Source organism: Pradoshia sp. Z6_59, assembly GCF_058267515.1.
This window is the reverse complement of sequence record NZ_JBZCPP010000006.1, coordinates 141,936-159,260: the sequence shown is the minus strand read 5'-3', so window position 1 is coordinate 159,260 and position 17,325 is coordinate 141,936. Positions and strand designations below refer to the sequence as shown.

Sequence of the window (17,325 nt, the reverse complement as noted above, 5' to 3'; positions counted from 1 at the left end):
ATGAATAAAATAAAACCACTTGAAATGATTAGCGAAAAGCTAGTTACATTGTCGATGAAAAGATCACTCGTATCTGAGGAGTTTAGAGAAATACAAGCAAATATTCATTTTTCAGAGGAGGGGGCAAATTGTCGGGTTATTCTAGTTACCTCACCATCAGAGGGGGAGGGTAAAACCACCATTGCTTCCAATCTGGCTATTTCTATGGCTTTACAGGGTGAAAGTATCTTATTGATTGATGCAAATTTAAGTAAACCAGCTATTCATTCCTTGTTTAAAATTCGTAATACCATTGGGTTGACTGATTTATTAATGAGGGAGACAACTTTGGGTCAAGCAGTCTATCCTAATTGGGTGGAAACATTGGCTATATTGACTACAGGGGAAAAGCTACCAAAAGCGGGATTGTTAGGCTCCGATGTGATGGATGAAATTTTATATGAAGCTACTGAAATCTATGACAAGGTCATTATTGATTCTGCTCCAATTTTAGAGGCAACCGATACGAAACTGCTGGCTCATATATGTGATGGTGTATTACTGGTTATTCAAAAGGATCGCACTTCAATAGAAGACGCATCCCAGGCACGCAAGATGCTGGAAATGGCCAAAGCAACGGTTATTGGGGGAGTCTTAAATAAATAGGATTTTTTTTAATCCGGTGTTCTTTATATAGAATTATTAGTGCTTGTAATGGAATCGGTACTTTTGGTGATGTCTCCTTACCACTATCAATGGAGGCACTCGGTCATCTTGTGGGTGTTAACCTTAGACGCCAGTCGTCGGGAAGGTGATGTGAGGATGGGTTTGATGCCCTATTGATTTTATGTAAAGGATTAGTCCGTACCCATGAAGTAGTTCTCGGTGGAGTGTCTTCATAATAGATTCATTTTTTGTCCATTTTATAACACCGGGTAAAGACCTTACTTATATGATTGAGCGGCATATAAGTAAGGGCTTTATGACGGATAACAAGCGAAGGAGGGGAAAGCATGAGTTATAAACAACGGTTTTGGATTTTCGCTCTTATAGATTCATTTATGATCCTGACAGCCATTCTTTATGGCACATTTTTGATAAATGCATATATTACGGTTGATTTAAAGGATTTATTGTTACTTGCATCTATGGTAATCACCGCTACCCTATGTTTTTCGGTGGTATTCAAGCTATATAAAAAAGCATGGGAATATGCAAGCATTGAAGAATGGTTTGTTATTTTTAAAACAGTGTCCTGTTCGATTATCACAGTCGCTATTCTTCAATTTATTTTTATGGATCATGTATTCGTTCGTTTGCTTGTTACAGTTTGGCTATTGAATTTAACGTTAATGGGTGGGGCACGTTTAGGCTGGCGGCTATTCAGGGACTCTGTTCTAAAGCCTGGCCAGACAAAATCGCGAATCTTAATAGTCGGTGCTGGTTCTGCTGGAATGATCGTTGCCAGCCACCTGCAAAAAATAACAGATTCCCATGTTCAGCCGATAGGATTTATTGATGATGATTCTGCCAAACAGCATCTACATATCCTAGGTATCCCAGTATTGGGGAAGACGAAAGATATCCATTCTATTGTGGAAGCATGGCATGTAGACGAAATTATAATAGCCATTCCATCCTTGCCGAAATCAACTTTATCGCAGCTGTATCAAATCTGTATAAGTACAAATTGCATAACGAAAATGGTACCTGCTCTAGATGATATTTTATCCGGGAAAGCTCCGATTAATGAGTTTCGTGATGTACAGGTTGAAGATTTGTTGGGACGAGATTCTGTTCAGTTGGATACGGAAAAGATTGAAGAGAACATCCAAAACCAGGTCATTCTGATAACAGGGGCAGGTGGTTCAATAGGCTCAGAGATTTGCCGGCAAATAGCCAAATTCAAGCCTAGGCAAATCATTCTTCTGGGGCATGGGGAGACGAGTATCTATCATGTTGAAATGGAATTAGCTAACGTGGAGGGATCATCCGATATAGAGATTATTACCGAGATTGCGGATATTCAGGATTTTAATAAGATGATGTCTGTGATTGGGAAGCATTTGCCCGATTTAATCTTCCATGCAGCTGCTCATAAACATGTTCCTTTAATGGAAAGGAATCCGGATGAAGCAGTTAAGAATAATTTGATTGGAACGAAGAATGTAGCGAGAGCTGCCAACTGGCATGGTGTTAAAACATTCGTCTTAATTTCTAGTGATAAAGCTGTCCATCCAACAAGTGTAATGGGGGCGACGAAACGGTTGGCTGAAATGGTTGTTCAAAATATGAATTATGACAGCCCGACAAAGTTTGTCGTAGTCCGTTTTGGCAATGTGCTTGGTTCACGCGGCAGTGTCATCCCTTTATTTAAAAAACAAATCCAGGCAGGAGGACCGGTTACGGTTACACATCCGGATATGGTTCGTTATTTTATGACAATCCCTGAAGCATCCAGATTGTGTATTCAGGCAGCTGCTCTTGCTAATGGCGGGGAAATATTTGTTCTCGATATGGGTGAACCGGTTAGAATTGTAGATTTGGCTAAGAAACTAATTACATTAAGCGGATATACGCCAGAAGAAATTGATATTCAGTATACAGGAATTCGTCCGGGTGAAAAATTAGTCGAAGAATTGCTGGATCAGAATGAGATCCTGCGAAATCAAGTGTTTCAACATATTTATATTGGAAACTCACAACCGATTGATATAGAACTGATTAATCAATTGATACGAGATTATCCTGCACTCACGAACGAACAGCTAAAAAAGCAATTATTTATGCTGACTGATTATAAAAAGCCAAGGGCTGCCCGAATGGTTATGGAGGGATGAAGCGATGACAAAAACGATTTTGTTCTGCGCAACAGTCGACTATCATTTTAAAGCCTTTCATCAGCCGGTTATGAAGTGGTTTAAGGAGCATGGATGGAAAGTTCATATAGCAGCGAGCGGTAATCTAAACCTTCCTTATGTGGATAAAAAGTATACCATTCCTGTGCATCGCTCCCCCTTTCATATCCAAAACCGTTCTGCATATCTTGAGCTTGCATCTATTATTGAACGGGAAAACTACGAAATTATTCACTGCCACACACCAATGGGAGGCTTGCTTGCCCGACTGGCAGCCAGAGAAGCAAGGAAAAAAGGGACCACTGTCATTTATACGGTACATGGATTTCATTTTTATAAACACGCGCCATTCGTAAATTGGCTGGTTTACTATCCGATTGAAAAATGGCTGGCGAATTATACGGATTGCCTAATTACGATTAATGAAGAGGATTATGGGCTTCTCATGCAGCACCCATTTAAGGCAGGGAGAATCGAAAAAATAAATGGAGTCGGTGTTGATATAGAAAAATTCACGCCAATTGGGCACGCGGATAAAGTAGAGAGAAGACAGAGCTTTGGTTATTCTGCAGATGATTATCTATTATTTTATGCTGCTGAATTTAATCGGAATAAAAATCATCAGTTTCTGATCCATGCCATAGCCCGTTTAATAGTGTCAATTCCTAATGTAAAGCTTTTGCTTGCGGGGGATGGAGAGTTGCTTGAGGAATGCAGAAATCTAACAGAGAGATTAGAGATTTCAGATCATGTAGAATTCCTTGGCTTTAGGAATGATATAGATAGATTTTTACCGATCTGCGATGTCCTCGTATCCTCGAGTCACCGTGAAGGGCTTCCGGTCAATGTAATGGAAGGGATGGCTTGCGGGCTGCCTGTAATCGCTACACAGAATCGAGGTCATAACGAACTGGTTCGGGACTCTCAAAATGGCTGGATTGTCGAACAAAATGATAGGCAGACTATGGTCGATAAACTGGCCGAACTTTATTTCAACCCAGTAATGGCATCTATGATGGGGACCAAAGGAAGAGAAATCATGGAGAGTTCGTACAGCGTGGGGACAGTGTTGCAGCAAGTGAGCAGAATCTATCAATCTTATATGACCGGAATGGGGGAGGAAGTGTGGACAGCCCAATAAGAGTATTGCATGCAGTGGTGAATATGAATCGTGGCGGTGCTGAAACATTTATTATGAATCTGTACAGGAATATGGATAGAAGCCGCATTCAATTTGATTTTTTGACATGCAAGCCAGGGGTGTTTGATCAGGAAATAAAAGAAATGGGCGGAATCATTCATCGAATTCCTTATATTTCAGAGGTTGGCCCATTTAAATATCAAAGGTTATTAAAGGATTTTTTTTCGAATCATCCTGAATATCAAATACTTCATTCCCATTTGGATAAGATGAGTGGGATGGTATGCAAGGCGGCAAAAAAAAGCGGAGTATCCATCCGTATTGCCCATAGTCATAATACCGAAAGTGAAGGAAATCGGGCAATTAAATTATTTAAATGGTATTCCGGTACGCTTGTTCAAGCATTTGCCTCTCATTATATTGCTTGTTCGAAGAATGCAGCAATATGGTTATTTGGCAAATCCTCTGCAGCGGCAACGATTATCAAAAATGGGGTGGAGAGCGAGCGCTTCTTATTTTCAGAAGATAGGAGGCGTCTCGTTCGGCATAAACTGAATCTGATGGATGATGAGTTTGTATTCGGACATGTCGGAAGATTTCATAGTCAAAAGAATCACGCATTCCTGATTGAGATATTTGCAGAAACCTTGAAGTCTTACCCTAAAGCAAAACTGATTTTGGCTGGGGATGGGCCGTTGCGTAAGCGAATCGAACGTCTGGTTTTTGAAAAGGGGCTTAGGGACCATGTGCTTTTTCTGGGGATTCGGGAGGATATTCCCGACCTTTTACAGGCATTTGATCTCATGTTATTTCCCTCCTTTCATGAAGGTTTACCGGTCACAATCATTGAAGCACAGGCTGCCGGTCTTCCTTGTATTTTGTCTGATCAAATCACTCAGGAGGTAGATTTGGGTGTCCAGTTAATTCGGTATGCCAGATTAGCCGAGATAGACGAATGGCTAAATAAAATACGCTATTTTGCGAAGAGGGATACTGATAGGAAGGTACAGGAAAGAACGCTGACTGATAAAGGATATAATATCCGTTTTACTGCAGAATGGATGAATAAATTTTATATGAATCTTCTCAATCCTGTAGATGAAAAGAGGGATGGCGGTGTCCGAATCTCCTGAAATATTGACTATATTTACGCCAACCTTCAATCGTGCCTATTGCTTAGGGACCTGTTACGAAAGTCTGAAGAAGCAAACATGCAAGGATTTTAGCTGGTTGATTATCGATGACGGGTCCAATGATGGGACAGAAAAACTGGTCCGTTCCTGGATCGAGGAAAAAGTCGTGGAGATCCGTTATGTTTATCAGGAGAACCAGGGTATGCATGGGGCTCATAATACAGCGTATCAATTGATAGATTCAGAATTAAATGTATGTATTGACTCTGATGATTATATGCCGGTGGATGCGGTTGAGAAAATCATCTCTTTTTGGTTGAAGTATGGCGGGGAGCATGTGGGTGGCATTATCGGACTCGATGCCTATCCTGATGGAACTATCATTGGGACAAATTTGCCCGGCCATATTGAACAATCTACATTATTTGATCTCTATCATAAGCATGGAATGAAAGGAGATAAAAAACTCGTCTACCGGACATGCCTTACGAAAAAATATCCGTACCCATTATTTCAGGGTGAACGATATGTAGGACTTGATTATAAATACTACCGGCTGGACTGTGAATATGAAATGCTTTTGATGAATGAAGTCTTTTGCTGTGTTGAATATTTAGAGGATGGATCAAGCCTTAATATGCTCTCCCAATACAGACGTAATCCAAAAGGATTTGCCTTTTATCGAAGAGAACTAATGAAGCTTCCGATGGCGGGAATGCTATTTAAATTCCGTCAGGCGATTCATTATGTATCAAGCAGTATGCTGATTAGGGATAAACGATTCCTGCTGGATACACCTGAAAAATGGCTGACTGGATTAGCCATTCTGCCCGGACTTTTACTCTATACCTATATCTTAAGAAAAACGGCAACCTAGACGGGTCTGTCTTTCAGGTGGGGAAAGGAGACTGTTATGACAGTATTATATGCAAATTTGGCATTGGTAACGATGTTTGCCTTGATGGCCAGGTACTATTCACTGGATTTAGGTCTTGGTTCAATGCCAATCAGGCCAAGCAAGCTATTCACTCTGCTTGCTCTTCTAACCCTCGTATTTGTCTCGGGATTACGTTCAAATATTGGTGATACCTTTTTTTATATGCATGCCTACAAAATAAACAAAATAGATTGGGCGTATATTTTCGAAAATAAAGACATTGGGTTTGGAATTCTGCAAATGCTGCTTCAGAAGATTTCAATGAATCCGCAGCTGTTAATTTTTATGACTGCCTTGATCACGAATGGTCTTATTATCATAGTGCTCTATAAATACTGCCGTTTAATAGAAATAGGCTTGTATGTATTTATCACAAGCGGTCTCTTTTTAACTTCCATGAATGGGCTGCGACAGTTTTTGGCTGCAGCCATTTTATTTATGGGAACTAAATATTTGATAGATGGTAATTGGAAAAAGTATGGTTGCATTGTATTGCTGGCTTCAAGTATTCATATGAGTGCTATTATTATGATTCCAATCTATTTTCTGGTAAGAAGCAAGGCGTGGTCTAAAACGACGTTATTGCTTCTTTTTTTATCTGTCATTCTCGTACTCGGGTTCAACTACTTCTCCGAACTGTTATTTTCAGCATTGGAATCCACTCAATACGGCCACTATCAAAGCTTCTCTGAGGGTGGAGCCAGTATGCTGCGTGTACTTGTCACCTCCGTGCCTCTTTTGCTGGCTTTTATGGGAAGAGACCGGCTTAGAGAGCTATTTCCTGCTAGTGACGTAATTGTAAATATGGCCGTGTTAGGTGCTGTATTTATGCTTGTCTCTACACAAAACTGGATATTTGCCAGGTTTTATTACTATTTTGGTCTTTATCAATTGATCTTGATTCCATGGGTCGTTCAGTCATTTAGAGAAAGGGATCGAAAGCTGATTTACTTTGGAATTTTATTTTTTTATTTTGTTTTCTTCTATTATGAGACAGTTATTTCTCTTGGTATTGAGTATAAAAGTCATTTATTCGGCGGGTGATAGGATGAAAAGAGTTTTGCATATTGTGAGTGCTCTTGAGAGAGGCGGTGCAGAAATGATGATTATGAATATCTATCGCAGAGTCAATCATCAAGAGCTTCAATTTGATTTTGTTTCACACGGCTTAAAAGAGGGAGATTTTGAAGAAGAAATCAGGAAGCTGGGCGGCAGAATATACCGGATTAATAGTCTGGGAAGAGCTGGGCCTGTTGCTTATGTAAAAAAACTTATTTCCATCATAAAAGACGGCCATTATGAGGCTATCCATGTACACACCGATTTTCAGGGAGGTGTGGTGGCCTTTGCCGCTTTTCTGGCAAAGGTGAAAATTCGAATCTGTCATTCTCACTGCACCAGCTGGAACAGAGGAGAACATGGAATACAGGCTTTAGGGCTGCAGGCTTTAAAGGGAATGATTCGAGTATTCGCAAATCAATATTGTGCATGCAGTCGGGAAGCTGGCCGGTTTTTGTTTGGCAGTAAGTCTCGGATGAACATACTTAACAATACGATTGATGTTGCAAGCTATCAAACTTTGAATCAGGTTGATCGGCAACTGGAAAGGAGTAGGCTGGGTATTCCGGCAGAGAGTATCGTGATTGGCCATGTGGGACGTTTCTCCGAATCTAAAAACCAATTGTTTATTCTGAAGCTTCTCCACCACCTTCATCAAAACGGAGTAAAGGCTACAGCTATCATAGTTGGGGATGGTCCGTTAAAACAGAAGACAGAGGCAGAGGCTGAAAGATTGGGTTTGGCAGACGTGGTTCATTTTCCTGGAATAAGGGGAGACGTTCCAAAATGGATGTATCTCTTTGATGTCTTTGTCTTTCCATCTCTTTTTGAAGGGTTTGGCATCGCCGCTCTTGAAGCACAATGCGCGGGAACACCATGTATTGTGTCTGATGGTGTTCCGGCTACGGTCGATGTAGGGTTGGGATTAGTAACCAATCTCAGTCTTGAAGAATCAATCCATAAATGGACAGAAGCGATTAGAGGAGCTGCTGCTCAGCAGAGATTGTCATTGTCAGTAATCCATGAATTTCTTTTACAAAATGGCTTTGATGTGGAACATAGCGTACGACAATGGGAAGAGCTGTATATGTCGTATGAGTTAAGGTGATTTGGAATGAAGAAAAAACTATTATTTATGACTCAGTATTTACAAACCGGCGGTGTGGAGAGAAGTCTGCTTGCCCTTCTTCATCAATTGGATTATGAGAAATATGAGGTTGATTTGCTTTTATTCGATTACAGTGGGGTTTTGTTTTCGCAGGTTCCGCGTGAGGTGAACCTATTGCCGCCATTATATGATACATTCTCGATGCCCTTAAAGGAAGCCATTCCTCATTTGGTGCGGGGCAAACAGTATTCTCTTTTAGCCGCCAAGCTATTGTCAGCATTTGTGGGGAGGATTTCCAAGGGAGTTGGGACAGCAGCAAGGTGGTCTGTTTACCGTCATACACTTCCCGTGAGCGATAAAATGTATGATGCAGCTGTCAGTTATCTTGATTTCTTTTGTAATTATTATGTGGTTGAGAAGGTAAAAGCCAAACAAAAAATCGTCTATAACCATATGGATTACCACTACAGTATGGGACAGGGCTGGCCTGCGCCTGATTTGGATGGAAGGATATTTGCAAAAAGTGATTGGATTGTATGTGTATCTCAATCAGCCAGTCACTCGTTAACAGAATACTTTCCGGAGATATCCAATAAGATAAAGGTCATTCATAATAAAGTTTCGCATGCAGCTATTCTAAGACAGGCAGAGGAACCGGTGGAGCTGCCGGGTGAGAAATTCGCAGAAGGATATACATTCGTTACAGTGGGCAGATTGGTTGAGGAAAAAGGGATATGGGAGGCATTGGAGGCTTGCAGAATGCTCGTGGAACGTGGAATGCAGTTTCGCTGGTATTGGATTGGAGATGGACCGGAGATGAAATCTTTAAAAAAGAGAGTGATGGAGTATGGGCTTGAGGACAGTTTTCACTTGTTAGGGGAAAAAGCAAATCCTTATCCTTATATGAAAAACTCCTCCGTATATGTACAACCTTCACGAACAGAGGCGCATTGTGTTGCGGTAGAAGAGGCGCTTGTGCTGGAGTGTCCAGTTGTAGTGACAGATATCCCTTCCTTTCGTGGGCAGCTCAGGAATAAGCAAACAGGCATAATTGCTGAGAAAGGGCCAACTGGATTGGCCGATGCCATTGAACAATTATGCACATCTCGCGAGCTATTTATTTCGCTTAAGGGAAATTTATACAAGAGGAACAATCAGCAATTGAACCAGCTCCATCCGTTGGTAGATTTATTGGAAGGATAATTTCCTGTCATTTTTATTTCTTACTTTATCTTCGTGAGAATATCTTTGCATTCAGGAGGATTGCCAAGAAAGTGAGGCAAAACCATTTTCACTTCATTCCTGCCGAACGTTGTGAAACATAATTCCTCTAAAAATCCTTGCAAATGAGGTGCAATTAATTGAAAAGAGTATTTGACTTCAGCATGGCTCTGGCTATGCTGATTCTTTTATGGCCATTTATATTCATTCTGGCCATTGTAATCAAATATAAATTGGGATCGCCCATTCTATTTAAACAACAGCGTCCCGGTTTATATGCAAAACCATTCCAGCTTTATAAATTCAGGACAATGAAAAATGATTGTGATGAGCATGGGCATTTACTACCGGATGAAGTACGGCTAACCCCCTTTGGAAGCTGGCTCAGGAAATATAGTCTGGACGAGTGGCCGCAGTTGTATAACGTGCTGAAGGGTGAACTGAGCTTTGTTGGGCCAAGGCCTTTATTAATGGAGTATTTGCCCTATTACACCGAAGAAGAAGCGAAACGCCATTTGGTTGTGCCTGGTATAACAGGCTGGGCTCAAATCAACGGCCGTAATAACATTAGCTGGGAAGAAAAATTCGCATATGATCTATGGTATGTCAATCATCATTCCTTTTGGCTGGACTTGAAGATTTTATTCCTTACCATTAAAAAGGTTATTCATTCTGAAGGTATTACCAAAAAAGGAATGGCGACAGTAGACTATTTTGAACGCCCGCTGAAGGAGTGAGTGAAATGAATTTTGCAGTTATTGGCCACGGAGGACACAGTAAAGTGATCAAAGATTTAATAGAATCTAGTGGGAGTAATCAGATTATTGCCTATCTTGATGATAAGTATGAATTGCTCGACACCATTTTGGATTTGTACATTGGTCCTGTTCATTCGATTCCTTTTATTTTGAACCAGTTTCCAGATGTCAAAATTGTCTTGGCTATCGGAAACAATGCGACACGAAAAGCGATTGTGCAGAATCTTACTCTTCCGGAGGATCACTATTGTACTCTAATTTCTGATCAGGCCGTCATTAGTCCTGGTGCTCGAATAGATGTAGGATCTGTTATCATGCCGGGTGCCATCATCAATTCAGATTCGAAGGTAGGCAAGCATGTGATTGTCAATACGGGAGCTATTATTGATCATGATTGTAGGATTGGGGATTACGCCCATGTTTCACCAAAGGGATGTTTAACCGGATCAGTGACACTTGAAGAAGGTGTGCTGATTGGGGCCGGAGCCACTGTTATTCCAGAAATAAAAATCGGTAAATGGTCCCGTATAGGAGCCGGAGCAACGGTTGTTAAGGATGTTCCGGATTATTGCAGAGCTGTGGGTGTACCCGCCCGAGTTACTGAAATCAAAGAAGGGGGTGGAACCATTGCAGACGGTGGCTAATAAAAAAAGAATACCCCTGGCAACACCTCATTTAAGCGGTGAAGAAATGGTTTTTCTACATGAAGCTCTGGATGATAATTGGATTGCTCCTGCCGGACCACATGTAGATGCGTTTGAGAAAGAAATTGCTGAATTTGCGGGGGTGAAGGGCGCGGTAGCTGTCAATTCAGGGACAGCGGCGATTCATTTAGCGCTTTCTTTAATGAATGTGGGCAAAGGCGATATTGTTTTTTGTTCATCACTTACCTTTATAGCCAGTGCCAATCCTGTGATTTATCAGGGTGCTGAGCTTGTATTTATTGATTCTGAACCGGAGACTTGGAATATGTCCCCGGAGGCTCTTGAAAGAGCGCTTGAATTCGCAGTGAAAAGGAATAAACTTCCTAAAGCTGTTATTGTGGTGGATTTATATGGGCAAAGTGCAAAGATGAATGAGATTTGTGAAATATGTTCTAAATACAGGGTGCCCATTTTGGAGGATGCAGCGGAGGCTCTTGGTTCCTTTTATCATGGTCAATCATGTGGAAGCTTTGGAGAGTTTGGCGTATTTTCCTTTAACGGTAACAAAATTATCACCACTTCAGGTGGAGGTATGCTTTTATCTAATAATACTGAGGCTCTTGAGCGGGCAAAATTTTTAGCTACGCAGGCAAAGGAAATTGCGCCCTATTATCAGCATAAGGAAGTCGGATATAATTATCGGCTTAGCAATATATTGGCAGGAATAGGGAGGGCGCAGTTTGAGGTTTTACAGGAAAGAATTGATAGAAAGAGATTAATCTATGAGATGTATCGGTCAGCTTTATCGGAGATCGATGGTCTAAACTTTTTGCCGGAACTAGAACATACTGTATCAAATCGTTGGTTGACAGTCTTCACTCTGGAACATAAGGATGCAGTTACCCGTTGCTTGCAGGCGTTCAAAAATGAAAATATTGAAGCCAGACCGATGTGGAAACCATTGCATATGCAGCCACTATTCAAAGATGTAGATTACTTTACCCACAAGGATGATGTGTCTATATCTGAACAATTATTCAACAAAGGCATTTGTCTTCCATCAGGTACCAATATGACAGAAGAGGATATGGAACGAGTAATTGACTGTTTGCGGATGGCCTTAATGAAGTAAATAATCTGAGCTAAAGAGGTAGAAAAAAATGATAGGGAGAAATATACAGGATTTACGCAAACGTAAAGGAATGACACTGACCCAGCTAGCTGCAAATGCCGGAATATCTAAATCCTATTTAAGCAATATTGAGAGAGGAGTGAATCAAAATCCTTCAATTGAAGTATTGAAAAGGCTGGCTTATGTTTTGAATGCAGATTTAAAAACATTATTGCGCGTACAAGAAAGTGATGAAAACGATGAAAATCTGAATCAGGAATTAATCGATCTAATCGAAGAATTAAAGACAACCGTAATTGATAAAGAGCAAATGGATGAGTATCGGGCATTAATTGAGTATATTAAGTGGAAAAGTAAAGCGTAAAATAGCTGTTTCTATTTGAGAAGCGAAGGATTGAAGTAGGATGTTGAAACAGAAAAAGGTGAGTATCATTGTACCAATTTTCAAGGTGGAGAAGTATTTACCGCGCTGTATTGAAAGTCTGATTGCCCAAACCTATCAAAATATCGAAATTATCCTGGTCAACGATGGCTCAAAGGATTCCTGCGGAGAAATTATTGACTATTATGGCGAACGTGATCATAGAATCATTCCGGTTCATAAAGAAAATGGCGGTGTCTCAGACGCGAGAAATACAGGAATGGATTATTCGAGCGGTGACTACACATTCTTTGTGGATGGAGATGATTGGATTAATCCGGCCCTGGTGAAAAGGCTGGTTGATAGAATAGAACAGGATAACGCAGATATTGTACAAACATCCTATTATTACGCATATAAGGATTATCTGCTGTATGATGAACGTTTTGAAAAACGGAACGATCCGCCAACTGTATTGGATAACCAACAACTAATGAAGGAGCTGGTTGTTAATCAAATCGTGAAAAACTTTGCCTGGGGAAAACTTTATAAAACAGAATTAATTAGAGATATCCCCTTTCAAAAGGGGATTTTTTTTGAGGATGTATTTTGGTCGCATCTCGTGATGCAAAGGGTGAATACTTACGTAATTACACATGAACCTCTTTATTATTATTACCAGCATGCAGAGAGTATCGTTGCTTCCTATTCGAAGAAAAATTTGGACTTTCTTCAAGGTTTAAAACAACGCCATGAATTTTTAGAGAAATATTACAGCCATCTGGTAGATGAATCTTATAAGGAAATGGTAAAGGCTCATTTAATTCATTACCAGCTGCTAGTAAGGAATAGAAAAACAGATTTAAGCGGAATGTATCGTACGGAGATCAAACTGTATATTGAAAAGAACTATGCACGATTACAAAAGGCGGTAGCTGAAAATAAGGAGCTCAAGCTGGATTTGACTCTTTTTCAGTTTCATCCCTCTTTATATATTCTATTTCTGGCCGTAAAAAAGGGCATGCGAATGATGCGTCTTCTTCCAAGAACTAAAGGGCTCAAGCGAATCATGACCGATCGGAAGGATAGAGGGGTAAGCGTATGAAGAAGGTATTATTTGTGATTGATTCCTTAAGTTGTGCGGGTGCGGAAAAGAGCTTAATTACACTATTGTCTCTAATCGATTATTCCAAGTACTCGGTGGAATTACTCTTATTTGCTTATGGAGGTCCTCTTGAAAAATTGGTGCCTGCTGAGGTAAAGCTCCTGCCGCCCCTGCCATATATGCGTTTTACGAATCTAAGCTTTATCGAGGCTATAAGGTATGCCATAAGTCATAGGGAATATCGAATGCTTTGGTCAAGAATCGCCTATTCGGTCCGGCTCAGATTGAGACCCTATAATAATCCTCAACTGGCGAGAATTTTTTGGGAGAGTGTATCAGGAAGGTTTAAGTCACGTTCAGAAAAGTATGATATCGCAATCAGTTACGCACAGGGAGTTCCTAATTTTTATGTAGCTGAAAAAGTGGAGGCTAAACGAAAATTCAGCTGGGTGAATGCCAGTTATGACCTTAATCCGAACGAAAAAAAGTATCAGGATAAATTTTATGAGCACTATGAAAAAATTGTGGTTGTATCCGATACGGCAAAAAGCATATTTATTAAGACTTTCCCTCAATTCCTTGAAAAAGTCGAGGTTGTTTACGATTTGATTGATGACACAGAGATAGAGTGGAAGGCAGAAGATGCCATTGTAGAGGATTATCCATTCAATAATGGATTTACACTATTAACGATCGGGCGTCTGGAGTATCTAAAAGGACTAGATTTGGCTCTTGAAGCATGCAAGCTGTTAAAGGAGGATGGGGTACAATTTCGTTGGTATGTTCTTGGGAAAGGGCCATTACAGGAAGAGATTGAGGGCTTTATTAAAAGAAATGGACTAGATAATCATTTTGTTTTGCTGGGGGTTACAGAAAATCCATACCCCTATATCAAGCATGCAGATTATTATGTACAAACCTCAAGGACTGAAGGATATGGATTGGCTATCGCTGAAGCGAGACTTCTCAATATACCTGTTGTTTCTACGAGGTTTGAATCTGTTCATCTACAAATACGGCATGGGATTAATGGGTTAGTTGTTGATATGAATCCGAGAGCTATTTACGAGGGGATTAAGGAATTAATGCAAAACCCGCTGCTTTGTGAGCAGATGATTGCTAACTTGCAGATGGAGAAAAAGGGAAACAGTGAGAATATCGACCGTTTTTACCGGTTAATTGACTGAGCCGCCACTACTTGAAGGATGAGAAAGATGAGAACTGAGCATTCAATTAAAAATATGTATATCGGTGTAAGTACACAGGTCATTATTGCGATACTTGGATTTATTTCAAGAAAAGTCTTTTTAGACAGTCTGGGGCTTACCTATCTCGGTATTAATGGCTTACTTACAAATGTACTTGCCATGCTCGCGCTTGTGGAGAGCGGGATTGGAGCGGGCATCGTTTATAGTTTATACAAACCACTTGCTGTGCAGGATCGTCCTAAGATTATCGCTCTCATACAGCTGTATAAAAGAGCCTATGCGGTTTTAGCAGGGATTATATTTATAATTAGCCTTATCTTTTATCCTTTTTTAGGCTATTTATTAAAGGAACATGATGTAGGCATGACAATTACCATTGCCTACTTTCTTTTTGTGGCCAAAAATGTGATTGCCTATTTGAATGCTCACAAAGTATCCTTGATTACTGCTGATCAAAAAGAATATGTCATCATGCGAGTTAACTTTCTTTTTCAGCTGCTTGGATATGCAGGGAAAATTGTAATATTACTATGGACCGAAGATTACCTACTCTATTTGATCGTGGAGGTTGGGTTATTCCTTATTCAAACACTTATAAACGGAAATATCGTGAATAAACGTTATCCCTATATTAAAACCAAAATTCGCTATTCATTGGATGAGATTGAAAGAAAGCAGCTGATTACGAATATCAAAGCTTTATTTCTTCATACTATATCAGGCTTTTGTGTAACGAGTACGGATAATCTATTAATCTCTGCTTTTATTGGAGTTACGGTAGTTGGTATTTATTCAAATTATACGATGATTATAGGGCAATTGGGGACCATCATGGCCCCTCTTTTAGATGGGTTTGGCGCCAGTGTTGGTAATTTAATTGCTCTCGAGAATAAAGAAAAGCGGTACAGCATTTTTCGAATCACTTACTTTTTAAACTTTTGGATTTATTCGGTTGGTGTCATTTTTTTATACTGTATGCTTGAGCCATTTATTAATTGGTGGCTTGGAAGTGGTTATTTATTAGATTCCTTGACCTATATCCTTATCCTGGTGAATTTTTATGTAACGGGGATGAGAGCTTCCATCTTAATCTTTAAGGTAAAGGGCGGTCTATTTGTTCAGGACCAGTATTTTACTTTGTTAGAGGCTGGTGTGAATTTAATTGCTTCTTGTTTATTGGCGATGTACATAGGATTGCCTGGCATTTTCCTTGGGACTCTCATTAGTACATTAACAACCGTTTTTTGGAATTCACCAAGGCTTGTATATAAGCATCTGTTCGATAAACAAGTATTTTCGTATTTTAAGACTTATACATTCTACGCTTGTTTAACGATTGGAACAGGCATACTTACCGTATGGGTGGCAGACTTAATGGTTCTTGAACAGACTTTCTTTTCTTTAGTGGCAAGAGGCTGTATTAGTGCCTTCGTGCCTTGTCTTGTGTATATGGCCCTTTTTTATAAAACGAATGAATTTATTTATATCAAAGATGTAGTGTTACATGCTCTCTGGAGAGGGAAGGAAGTAAAGCTCTCTAAATTCTTTATAAAATAATGAAAAGGTGATGGTATTGGGTTTGTTATCTGTATGCTGCTTGCTTATTATAGGAAGCAGCTTAATTTTATGGAAACGAAAGATTATCGTCGGCGTATGGTCAATTAAAGTTTTCTCATCCACTTCTATCGTCACAGAAGAGCCGGCTGAAAAAGTACTGAAAACCCCAACATTAAAAGCCACGGATGTAACAGATTTACCGGCTGAGTTCATTGCGGATCCGTTTATTGTCGTCCGAAATTCTACCTATTATATGTTCTTTGAGGTGTTGGATAAATCGACTATGAAGGGCGTCATCAGCTTTGCTCAAAGTGAGGATGGCCATACATGGAAATATGGACGGATGGTATTGCGTGAAAACTTTCATTTATCCTATCCGTATGTATTTGAGTATGGAGGAGAGTGCTATATGATACCGGAAACGATTGAAGCGGGTAAAATCCTCCTTTATAAAGCGAATAAATTTCCAGATGAGTGGGAGGTTGTTTCGGAATTAGTTAATGGAGAGTATGCAGATCCCAGTTTATTTTATTACAATCAAAAATGGTGGATGTTTGCGAGTAAACAGGGACAGCTGCACCTATTTCATTCCAATAATTTAATGGAAGATTGGAGCGAGCACCCAAAAAGCCCTCTGATATGCAATAATCATCATGTTACGCGGCTTGGTGGTAGAGTGATTGTTGAGAACGACAGAATTTATCGTTATACGCAGGATGGAAAGCCTACATATGGACGTGCCGTCAGAGTATTTGAAATTACAGAACTTAATGATAGCTGCTATGAGGAGAGAGAGATTAATCTTGTCTTACATGGCACAAAGACGAATGACTGGCGGAAGGATGGAATGCATAGTATAGATCAGGTGAAAACGGGCGAAAATCAATGGCTGGTCGCTGTCGATGGTCATAGACTCGAGACTCGTCCTTATTTGTTGTGGAAATTAGATTATATGCGTTATAAATATGGGAGTTGGCTCTGGAAGAGTACTTTTGCGTTTGTGGTCATCTAATTCATTCTGTGGAGGCTTAGTATTGAAAAGGCCATATTTCCAAGTCGTATTTTGGTTGTTCCTGATGATACTGTTTTTATTAATTTGGTTCCTATATCAGCAATGAATACTG

General features: G+C 40.0%; 16 protein-coding genes. All 16 read left to right on the top strand.

Features of this window, described 5'->3' with window-relative positions:
- The gene (locus AC4D4B_RS08645; RefSeq protein ID WP_490995343.1) at window positions 1-645 is read left to right on the top strand and encodes a CpsD/CapB family tyrosine-protein kinase; all 645 of its coding nucleotides are present in this window, start codon (window positions 1-3) and stop codon (window positions 643-645) included.
- 347 nt (window positions 646-992) lie between these two features.
- A complete protein-coding gene (locus AC4D4B_RS08640; RefSeq protein WP_490999674.1) occupies window positions 993-2,819 on the top strand; it encodes a polysaccharide biosynthesis protein in 1,827 nt (608 codons plus the stop codon).
- 4 nt (window positions 2,820-2,823) lie between these two features.
- The gene (locus tag AC4D4B_RS08635) at window positions 2,824-3,978 is read left to right on the top strand and encodes a glycosyltransferase family 4 protein (protein ID WP_490999673.1); all 1,155 of its coding nucleotides are present in this window, start codon (window positions 2,824-2,826) and stop codon (window positions 3,976-3,978) included.
- Window positions 3,963-5,111, top strand: a complete 1,149-nt coding sequence (locus AC4D4B_RS08630) for a glycosyltransferase family 1 protein (protein ID WP_490999672.1) — start codon at window positions 3,963-3,965, stop codon at window positions 5,109-5,111. The genes AC4D4B_RS08635 and AC4D4B_RS08630 overlap by 16 nt, the downstream gene beginning before the upstream one ends.
- A complete protein-coding gene (locus AC4D4B_RS08625) occupies window positions 5,095-5,988 on the top strand; it encodes a glycosyltransferase family 2 protein (RefSeq protein ID WP_490999671.1) in 894 nt (297 codons plus the stop codon). The genes AC4D4B_RS08630 and AC4D4B_RS08625 overlap by 17 nt, the downstream gene beginning before the upstream one ends.
- A 36-nt stretch (window positions 5,989-6,024) precedes the next feature.
- The gene (locus AC4D4B_RS08620) at window positions 6,025-7,092 is read left to right on the top strand and encodes an EpsG family protein (protein WP_490999670.1); all 1,068 of its coding nucleotides are present in this window, start codon (window positions 6,025-6,027) and stop codon (window positions 7,090-7,092) included.
- 4 nt (window positions 7,093-7,096) lie between these two features.
- Complete coding sequence (locus tag AC4D4B_RS08615) at window positions 7,097-8,215, top strand: glycosyltransferase family 1 protein (protein ID WP_490999669.1); 1,119 nt, start codon at window positions 7,097-7,099, stop codon at window positions 8,213-8,215.
- Window positions 8,216-8,221: 6 nt separating this feature from the next.
- Entirely contained in the window at window positions 8,222-9,418 is a 1,197-nt protein-coding gene (locus AC4D4B_RS08610; protein WP_490995336.1) for a glycosyltransferase, read from the top strand.
- Between the two features lie 158 nt (window positions 9,419-9,576).
- The gene (locus tag AC4D4B_RS08605) at window positions 9,577-10,173 is read left to right on the top strand and encodes a sugar transferase (protein WP_490995335.1); all 597 of its coding nucleotides are present in this window, start codon (window positions 9,577-9,579) and stop codon (window positions 10,171-10,173) included.
- 5 nt (window positions 10,174-10,178) lie between these two features.
- Window positions 10,179-10,838: an acetyltransferase gene (locus AC4D4B_RS08600; RefSeq protein WP_490995334.1), complete on the top strand. Its 660-nt coding sequence runs from the start codon at window positions 10,179-10,181 to the stop codon at window positions 10,836-10,838.
- Window positions 10,822-11,970 (top strand): DegT/DnrJ/EryC1/StrS family aminotransferase, encoded by a 1,149-nt coding sequence (locus tag AC4D4B_RS08595; RefSeq protein WP_490995333.1) that lies wholly within the window; start codon window positions 10,822-10,824, stop codon window positions 11,968-11,970. The genes AC4D4B_RS08600 and AC4D4B_RS08595 overlap by 17 nt, the downstream gene beginning before the upstream one ends.
- Window positions 11,971-11,998: 28 nt before the next feature.
- Window positions 11,999-12,334: a helix-turn-helix domain-containing protein gene (locus AC4D4B_RS08590; RefSeq protein WP_490995332.1), complete on the top strand. Its 336-nt coding sequence runs from the start codon at window positions 11,999-12,001 to the stop codon at window positions 12,332-12,334.
- 40 nt (window positions 12,335-12,374) lie between these two features.
- Window positions 12,375-13,436, top strand: a complete 1,062-nt coding sequence (locus tag AC4D4B_RS08585; protein ID WP_490999668.1) for a glycosyltransferase family 2 protein — start codon at window positions 12,375-12,377, stop codon at window positions 13,434-13,436.
- Entirely contained in the window at window positions 13,433-14,623 is a 1,191-nt protein-coding gene (locus AC4D4B_RS08580) for a glycosyltransferase (RefSeq protein WP_490999667.1), read from the top strand. Before AC4D4B_RS08585 ends, AC4D4B_RS08580 begins: the two co-directional genes overlap by 4 nt.
- A 27-nt stretch (window positions 14,624-14,650) precedes the next feature.
- Complete coding sequence (locus AC4D4B_RS08575; RefSeq protein ID WP_490999666.1) at window positions 14,651-16,201, top strand: lipopolysaccharide biosynthesis protein; 1,551 nt, start codon at window positions 14,651-14,653, stop codon at window positions 16,199-16,201.
- A gap of 16 nt (window positions 16,202-16,217) precedes the next feature.
- Window positions 16,218-17,213, top strand: a complete 996-nt coding sequence (locus AC4D4B_RS08570) for a glucosamine inositolphosphorylceramide transferase family protein (RefSeq protein ID WP_490995328.1) — start codon at window positions 16,218-16,220, stop codon at window positions 17,211-17,213.
- The last annotated feature ends 112 nt before the right edge of the window (window positions 17,214-17,325 follow it).

Excerpts from the sequence above, each read along its gene's own strand:
- AC4D4B_RS08645 (WP_490995343.1), top strand. The coding sequence starts at position 1 with ATGAATAAAATAAAACCACTTGAAATGATTAGCGAAAAGCTAGTTACA.
- AC4D4B_RS08640 (WP_490999674.1), top strand. The coding sequence starts at position 993 with ATGAGTTATAAACAACGGTTTTGGATTTTCGCTCTTATAGATTCATTT.
- AC4D4B_RS08635 (WP_490999673.1), top strand. The coding sequence starts at position 2,824 with ATGACAAAAACGATTTTGTTCTGCGCAACAGTCGACTATCATTTTAAA.
- AC4D4B_RS08620 (WP_490999670.1), top strand. The coding sequence starts at position 6,025 with ATGACAGTATTATATGCAAATTTGGCATTGGTAACGATGTTTGCCTTG.
- AC4D4B_RS08615 (WP_490999669.1), top strand. The coding sequence starts at position 7,097 with ATGAAAAGAGTTTTGCATATTGTGAGTGCTCTTGAGAGAGGCGGTGCA.
- AC4D4B_RS08610 (WP_490995336.1), top strand. The coding sequence starts at position 8,222 with ATGAAGAAAAAACTATTATTTATGACTCAGTATTTACAAACCGGCGGT.
- AC4D4B_RS08600 (WP_490995334.1), top strand. The coding sequence starts at position 10,179 with ATGAATTTTGCAGTTATTGGCCACGGAGGACACAGTAAAGTGATCAAA.
- AC4D4B_RS08590 (WP_490995332.1), top strand. The coding sequence starts at position 11,999 with ATGATAGGGAGAAATATACAGGATTTACGCAAACGTAAAGGAATGACA.
- AC4D4B_RS08585 (WP_490999668.1), top strand. The coding sequence starts at position 12,375 with ATGTTGAAACAGAAAAAGGTGAGTATCATTGTACCAATTTTCAAGGTG.
- AC4D4B_RS08580 (WP_490999667.1), top strand. The coding sequence starts at position 13,433 with ATGAAGAAGGTATTATTTGTGATTGATTCCTTAAGTTGTGCGGGTGCG.
- AC4D4B_RS08575 (WP_490999666.1), top strand. The coding sequence starts at position 14,651 with ATGAGAACTGAGCATTCAATTAAAAATATGTATATCGGTGTAAGTACA.